The following is a 5,516-nucleotide window of genomic DNA, read 5'->3' as shown; positions in this document are numbered from 1 at the left end:
CAGATCACGCCAGGCTCTGATGCCGCTGTCGCGCTGATGTCTTACTGGACCGATGCGGCTCGCGGTCAGCCCGCGATTCTGCCGGACAAGAAGCGCTGAGCGAGACAACACCTGGATGGAAGAAGGGGGAGGAGATCGCGCGCTCTGGCTTTGGTTACCGCATCGGTCACCGCAACGATGATCACAGCAGTCAGCCGCCAGGCGGCAACTGTTACGCGTGCCATCAGCTCGATCCGAACGAGATTGCCCACGGCACGGTCGGACCCAGCCTGGCCGGCTACGGGATCTTGCGGGGGACCAGTGATGCAATGCTGAAGCACACCTATCAGCTCGTCTATAACGCCCATCTGTTCTTCCCCTGCACCACGATGCCGCGCTTCGGTTACAACGGCACCCTGACGCAGGCGCAGATCAGCGATGTGATGGCGTACTTGCTCGACCCTGAATCGCCGGTCAATCAGATGCCGGAGCAAACCACACAGACGGATTGATCTGACCACTGGCCGAGCACCAAGCTAGGCCACAAGCGGGCCTAGTGAGCAACAAGCGGCCAGGTTGCGGTCTCTCGCAGCCTGGCCATCGATCCTTGAGGGCTCGGCATGCTCGTCCGTACTGGCTTGCGATCGCGCCTCGCTGTCTCGCGATCGACATCAAGGATTGATTCGGTGCCGCTGATGACGCTGAATAGGGCACTGGGATTCACCGATGGAGACGCTGATGCGGAATTCGCTGAGCTGGCTGCTGGTCTTGCCGGTGCTCTGGTGGACGGCCCAGGTTGACGCCCAGGTCGATGAGGCAGATCCAGCCGACTCACTGACCATCGCGACTCGGCAGGCGCCGCCGTTCGCCTTCAGGGGGCCTGATGGCCAATGGGCCGGCATGGCGATCGAGCTGTGGAGCCAGATCGCCGAAGAGAACGGATTTGATTTCCGGTACGTTGAGCTTGGGCTGACCGAGATGCTGGAGGCAACGGCCGCGGGAACAGTCGATGGGGCTGTGGCGGCGCTGACCATCACCAGCGATCGTGAACAGCGGCTCGATTTCTCGCATGCGTTTCACGCCTCTGGGCTGGCGATTGCGGTGCCACAGCGTAGCGGTAATCTGCTGTCGCTGGTCGCGCGCTTGATGTCGCCTGGATTCTTGGCCGTCATTGGGGCGCTGCTCGCGCTCTTGATCGCCGTCGGCATTCTGATCTGGTTGGCCGAGCGGCGGTCCAATGCCCAGTTCCATCGAGATGCCTTGTCTGGGATCGGCTCCGGGCTCTGGTGGTCGGCGGTGACCATGACCACCGTGGGCTACGGGGACAAGGCGCCGACAACCTTGCTCGGGCGGTCGATTGGCATGGTCTGGATGTTTGCCGGCTTGATCGCGATCTCGACCTTTACCGCGGCGATGACGACGGCCCTGACCGTGAATGAGCTGGATCGCTCGATCGATGGCATCGAGGACCTCCGCTTGAAGCGGGTACTGGCCCTGAGCGGCAGTACGAGCGATCGCTTCCTCGCTGACCACGGTATCCGCCATCGATCGGTCGATACGCTCTCTGAGGCCCTGACACAGCTTGCCAAGGGTCAGGCTGATGCGGTGGTCCATGATGCCCCGATCCTGCGCTTTGAGATTGCTGAGGCCTTTACAGGCCAGCTCCGGGTCTTGCCGCTCATTCTTCGACGCCAACAGTATGGCATTGCGCTGCCACCCGACAGCGCGCTGCGCGAGCCGGCCAATGTCACCTTGCTCGAACTGATCCGTTCTGATAGCTGGACCGACATCCTGGATCGCTACTTGGGCGGCGATCACCGATGAGGCGCGATGGTTAGGCGCGATGGCTGGCCCCTAAAGGCCCAGCGGCCGGTCGCTAAAGGCCCAGTGGCTGTGCGCGATGTGCGCCGTATCAACGGCGTTGGCCTTGCAAAAAGGCCACTAGGCTAGGGTCTGTACAGGCGTTGTCGACCCGCTCTGTGCAGTTGCTGCGCACCAGCTCGAGTCGATACACTGCGAATTGGCCTCTGGCGTCGCGCAGTTCAGCTGCCACGGCCTGCGATGGCCTGTCCTCGCAACCCCCCTGATCCGAAATCCCTCATGATACTGAAGAACAGCCCATTGGCTTTGCTGGTCTGGCTGGCCCTGCTGCTATCTCTGCCCACCTTGGCGCAAGAGACCGACGCCACAGCGCCGGCGGCCTCGGACGCTGAGCCTGGCGCCGAAGGGGCTCCGACCGCAGTTGAACAAACGACGGGGCCAGAGTCACCTGTTGCCGAATCCCCCACTGCTGAACCCCCCATTTCGGGGCAGGCAACCGAGCCATTGGCGTTTAGTCCGGCTGCGATCGGTTTACCTGAGCTGCCTCAGCCGATGACATCGGCAGAGGATTTTCAGATTGCGCTCGATTTGATCGATTCACGGATTGCAGAGCAGGAGGAGGCCCTTGATGCGGCTAAGGCTGCGGCTCAGGAGGCTGCGGCAAAGGCTGCAGCTCAGGAGGCTGAAGCAGAGGCCGAGGCAGCGCGGACAGGGGAGGCTGAGTCGCCCGCAGAGACCAAGCCCGGCGAACGCCAGCCAGGCAGCCAGGACCAGGATGATGTGCCAGCTGCCGATACAGAGACTGAGATTGGGACTGAGACCGAGACCGAGACGGATGATTCTGGCGAGCTCTCCGCTGATGCTGAAGCCGTTGACACCGAAGCTGTTGATGCTGAGCTCGCCGTCAGCGCGCTTGAGGCGAGCGTCGCCAGGATCAGCAAGAAGATCGAGGTGCTGCGCGAGCTGCGAATCGCCATGCAGCGGCGGGCGACCCTGCACGGGCGCCTGCAGACGATCGAGGACGACCTCGCCGAGCAGCGCCTCCAGCTCGCGACCATCCAACGCGACGGGGTGTCCTTGGAGCCCCCGTTCCCGATCTCGCAGCTCGATCAGCGGCGGGCTGAGCTCTCGTTGACGCAGGCCGTTGAAGATGTCGCAGAAACCCGGCTCGACACGGCGACGCGGCGCTTGAGCGCTGCTGAGAAGGCACTCAGCACGGCGGTGCGTGAGCGCAGAACGGTGCGCGATCGACTCACTGCGGCCGACAGGAACGGGATCAGTGCGGTCGAGCGTCTTGCTCTCGAGCAAGAGCTGGAGCTGGCGCGTCTGAATGAGCTGCTAGCGCGGCAGCAATTGGCTGCGGATCAGAGTGCGGTCGCGTTAGCGCGCAGCGAGGATCAGGTCGCCGAGATTCAAGAGGCGCTGCTGGAGGCACGCATCGCGTTTATCGAGAAGCGAGCCGAGCTGTCGCAGGAGGCGTTCGATCAGCATCTGGCGAAGCTGGCTGCGGCCGAAGAGGAGGTCAAGGTTCAAATCCAGGCCTTGCAACGCACCGGTGACCAGGCGGAGTCGGCGTTGTACCAGGCGCAGCGGCGATTGGCCGAGGCCGATGAGCGGGCCGACGAGGCAGCCTTGAAGGAATGGGTGGCGGCGCGTCAAGCCGAGCTCGAGGCGGCGCGCACCAGCGTCGATTCATTGATGACGGCCATGACCAGCCTGAGCCAGATGCGTGGACTCTGGCAGCGCCGTTATCAGCTCATGAATGACCCTGAGTCGGTCGATCTCGCGGCCCTCTTGCGGCAGATCATCACGGAGGCATCGGCCGCACATGCCGAGAAGGATGACATCGAGGGGCGTCTCAACGCCTTGCGCTCGATTCAGCTGGCGCAGACGCGGCGCCTGCGCGACCCTCAGCTCAGCGAGGAGGTGCGCAAGGCGATGGCGGTTCGCAGCCAGGCCCACGATCTCGCTGAAGGCTATGGCCGTGAGCTGCTCGAGATCCAAGATCAGCTGATTGCTTTGCTCGAGGGCATGCGGCCTCAGGTCGAGGCCAAGGTGCAAGAGCAGACGTTGTCGCTGCAGCTGCTCCAGGCACAGGAGACGATTGCCACCTGGTGGGATGCCGAGGTGCTGGTGATTGACGACCAGAGTATCCGGGTGCGCGAGCTTGCGATCGCGCTCGCCATGTTCATGGTCGTGATCTTTCTCGTCTCGCTGATTCGGATGGGCGCACGCCGTGCTTTGAAGCGCCGCAGGGCAAAGAGCCCAGCGGCCACCTATGGGGACTTCCGCTTGGCCCTCTCGGCCATCGCCGGTAACACCAGTCAGCTGTTCGTGCTGATCGCCGCCTTCTATGTGGCGATGGTGTTCTCCGGTCTGGCCAGCCCGACGGTCAAGGACTGGCTCTGGACCCTGTTGGTGGTGGCCTTTTACATCCAGCTCGGCATCTGGGCCAATGCCGCGATGGTCGACTACTTCAGCCGTCGACGCACGCGCCAGGAGATGCTCGATCCCTCGACCGTCACCGGCTATGGGCTGCTGACGTTCTTCCTCCGGGTTGGCATCTGGATCACCGTCATCGTCTCGCTGTTGGCCTACTTCGAATACCCGGTCGCAGGCCTTGTTGGCGCACTTGGTGTTGGTAGCTTGGCGATCGCGTTTGCGGTCCAAAACATCCTCGGGGATGTCTTCAGCTCGATGGCGATCATCCTCGACAAGCCATTCAGGGTCGGCGATTTCGTGATGTCCGGCCAAACGCTCGGAGTGATTGAGCATATCGGGGTCAAGACGACGCGCATCCGCAGTCTCTCCGGCGAGCAAGTGGTGCTCTCCAATAGTGACTTGCTCAACAGTCGCATTCATAATTTCAAGCACTTCAAAGAGCGGCGCATTGCCTTCAAGCTGCGGGTGAGCTATCAGACGCCGCGCGACCTGCTTGAGCGCATTCCGGTGATGATTCGCGAGGTTGTGGAAGGCGTGTCAGACGCTCGCTTTGATCGAGCGCATTTCGCTGAATATGGCGATTTCGCGCTCGTGTTCGAAGTGGTCTATTACGTGCTGAGTCCAGACTACACGCTGTACATGGATGTGCAGCAGGCGATTAATCTCGGTATCCATCAGCGCTTCGAAGAGGCCGGGGTCGCCTTTGCCTATCCGACGCAGGAATTGCTGCTGCGGCGGTTGCCACCGCTCGACACCGCCAGCGCTGCAGAGAAGTCAAGTGCAGATAGCGAGTGATTCCAAGCTGCATATCGGTATTAATGACGACTTTATGAAAGGGCTGGCGGAGCATTTCCAGCCCGGCTGCGCCGCGGTCTTCATCCTGGTGCGCAAGGTGACGGCTGATAAGGTGCTTGAAGGACTGTCCGAGTTTCGCGGTAAGGGCAAGGTGCTCCAGACCTCGCTCGAGAAGGATCGTGAAGAGACGCTGCGTGAGTTCCTGGAATCCCAATCTGGAGAGTCGTCTGCCTGACGCAGGATTCGCCCTCAAGCTGCCGCTGTTCGTAACCTGCCTGTTTGCCGGCATCCTGTTGACCAATCTGGTGCCGACGAAGCTATACCGAGCGTTGCGCATCAGCCGGCCTTCGCGCAGTGCCGCGGTTGCGCTGATTGCCGATATTGCGCTTGGGACCTTCCTCGCGATGTCGTTGATGAGCATGCAGCTTTGGACCCTCGCCGGCCTCGCGTTGCCGATCTTCAGCATGCTGGCAGCCCAG

At 62.1% G+C, this 5,516-nt stretch carries 4 protein-coding genes and 2 pseudogenes; all 6 read left to right on the top strand.

What is annotated here, in order from left to right:
• Positions 1-99 (top strand): annotated as a pseudogene (locus tag ACY693_RS14350) (sulfur oxidation c-type cytochrome SoxA); the annotation flags it as partial.
• Between the two features lie 17 nt (positions 100-116).
• Positions 117-491 (top strand): annotated as a pseudogene (soxX, locus tag ACY693_RS14345) (sulfur oxidation c-type cytochrome SoxX); the annotation flags it as partial.
• Between the two features lie 226 nt (positions 492-717).
• The gene (locus ACY693_RS14340) at positions 718-1,803 is read left to right on the top strand and encodes a transporter substrate-binding domain-containing protein (protein WP_462322502.1); all 1,086 of its coding nucleotides are present in this window, start codon (positions 718-720) and stop codon (positions 1,801-1,803) included.
• A 276-nt stretch (positions 1,804-2,079) separates the two neighbouring features.
• Entirely contained in the window at positions 2,080-5,037 is a 2,958-nt protein-coding gene (locus ACY693_RS14335; protein ID WP_462322501.1) for a mechanosensitive ion channel domain-containing protein, read from the top strand.
• Positions 5,021-5,272 (top strand): DUF1269 domain-containing protein, encoded by a 252-nt coding sequence (locus ACY693_RS14330; RefSeq protein ID WP_462322500.1) that lies wholly within the window; start codon positions 5,021-5,023, stop codon positions 5,270-5,272. The genes ACY693_RS14335 and ACY693_RS14330 overlap by 17 nt, the downstream gene beginning before the upstream one ends.
• A partial coding sequence (locus ACY693_RS14325; RefSeq protein WP_462322499.1) for a sodium/glutamate symporter occupies positions 5,232-5,516 on the top strand: 285 nt, incomplete at its 3' end. The genes ACY693_RS14330 and ACY693_RS14325, both read left to right, overlap by 41 nt.

This window comes from Halochromatium sp. (assembly GCF_054919635.1).
Note: the sequence above shows the minus strand (reverse complement) of the source record. Positions and strands in the feature narration are given on the sequence as shown.

What these genes read in the sequence shown, in the direction of transcription:
- ACY693_RS14340 (WP_462322502.1), top strand. Translation starts at nt 718, where the DNA reads ATGCGGAATTCGCTGAGCTGGCTGCTGGTCTTGCCGGTGCTCTGGTGG.
- ACY693_RS14335 (WP_462322501.1), top strand. Translation starts at nt 2,080, where the DNA reads ATGATACTGAAGAACAGCCCATTGGCTTTGCTGGTCTGGCTGGCCCTG.